At 64.7% G+C, this 1,718-nt stretch carries 3 protein-coding genes; all 3 read left to right on the top strand.

The window, feature by feature from the left end:
- Positions 1-228: 228 nt before the first annotated feature.
- Positions 229-741: an HIT domain-containing protein gene (locus tag H5T60_14665; GenBank protein MBC7243674.1), complete on the top strand. Its 513-nt coding sequence runs from the start codon at positions 229-231 to the stop codon at positions 739-741.
- Positions 742-888: 147 nt separating this feature from the next.
- The gene (locus H5T60_14660; protein MBC7243673.1) at positions 889-1,203 is read left to right on the top strand and encodes a muconolactone Delta-isomerase family protein; all 315 of its coding nucleotides are present in this window, start codon (positions 889-891) and stop codon (positions 1,201-1,203) included.
- A 173-nt stretch (positions 1,204-1,376) separates the two neighbouring features.
- The coding region (locus H5T60_14655) for a hypothetical protein (protein ID MBC7243672.1) at positions 1,377-1,718 on the top strand (342 nt) is incomplete at its 3' end.

The following is a 1,718-nucleotide window of genomic DNA, read 5'->3' as shown; positions in this document are numbered from 1 at the left end:
GGTCCAGGACTAACAACAGCAGGACCCGGCCGGGGCGCGAGCGCCGGCGCCGGGGACGGCCGATGTACATTCCCTCACTCCTGCAGTGCAGATGCATGAATCGCCGGCCGGCATTATAACACGGCCGGCGCCCTTCGCCAAGCTTCCTCCGCTCCGCGTTGCCAGAATGCGGAAAATGTGGTATCATGCACGGGAGCTATCCTGCACATAAGGACGGAATTCCGGACCATGGAACGGCTTTGGTCACCCTGGCGCATGGCATACCTCACCAACGCGGAGAAGCCAGAGGGCTGTGTCTTCTGCCGCAAATTGGCCGAAGAGAACGACGCGGAGAACCTGCTGGTGCACCGCGGCCGGCATGCGGCTATCATCATGAACCTGTATCCCTATAACACCGGGCACCTGATGGTCATCCCGTATCAGCACGTCTCCAGCACCGAGGAGCTGGATCGCGACACGCTGACGGAGATGATGGAACTCGTGAACGTGTGCATGCGGATCCTGCGCCGCACCATGCACCCGGATGGGTTCAACGTCGGCATCAATATCGGCCGCGCCGCCGGCGCCGGCATCGCCGAACACGTCCACATCCACATTGTCCCTCGCTGGACTGGCGACTCCAATTTCCTCACCATCCTCGGCCAAACGCGCGTCATCCCCGAACTCCTCGAGGACACCTACCGCCGGCTGGTCGCGGCACTGCAGGAGGAGCTGGGCACCGCCCCGGGCGGTTCCAGCTAGCCGGCCTTTCCTCGCGCGGGAGCGCGGGGCATTCCCATACCCGTATCCCAGACCCTCATCCTCGCCGCGTTGAGGCCTGTTGTGCATGCGGCTCGTCTGGCCGGCCGCCAGGACGACGGCCGGCACCACCCAAAGGAGGGAGGCGCGATGCTGTACCTGCTGGATTTCCACGTCGAGTACCCCGAGACCATGACGCAGAAGGACCTGTTCGCCATCTGGGCGCGGGAGGCTGACGCCGCACTGGGCGCCAAGCAGGCCGGCGTGGTCGTTGACCTGTGGAAATGCGTCGGCACCCGGCGCGTGGTGGCCGTCGTGAACGTGGACAGCCCCGACACGCTCGACCAAATCCTCATGGACCTGCCCATCATGAAAGAGCACGGCCATCACGTCTTCGTGGAGGTCACGCCCCTGCGCCGCTATGAGGATTTCGCGGCGGACGTGAAGAAGCGCCTGGCGGAATAGGCCGGCTGACGAACGAGACGAAGGACGAAAAAGGGTCTGCCGGACAGCGGCTATGCGCCGATCCCCGGCCGGCATGGCCTGTTTGTCGCGCCTGCCGGACAGTTGCTGGCCTGTAGGGGTTGTGGGTTCAGCGTTTTCATCCTTGAAGTGTTCCAGGAGCGGAGGGCGCGAGGATGGTGGGACGCGGAGCGCGCAAACTGCTGAAAACGGTGATCATTCTCCTGGGCGTGTGGGCCCTGCTGGAGATCATCATGCGCCTGTATGTGGACCTGCCGCTCAAGGCCGATTTTTACGGCTCCATCTCCAGGGAGGATGTCCGCGAGCGTCAGGCCGCGGCCGGCGTGAAGACAGCCGCCGGCCCCGGCTGGATCCATCTCGGGTGGATCGCAGACCCCGAACGGGAGTCGTACCGCATCGAGCGGCTGTCCGCCGGCCAGTGGACGGAGATCGGCCAGAGTCAGTTCGGGTCCTTCCTGTGGCGGGGAGAGGGAGGGACTTTCCGCGTGTTCGCGGTG

The organism is Anaerolineae bacterium (assembly GCA_014360855.1).
In the GTDB taxonomy this organism is placed as follows: Bacteria; Chloroflexota; Anaerolineae; order JACIWP01; family JACIWP01; genus JACIWP01.
This window is presented reverse-complemented; position numbering and strand designations above follow the sequence as displayed.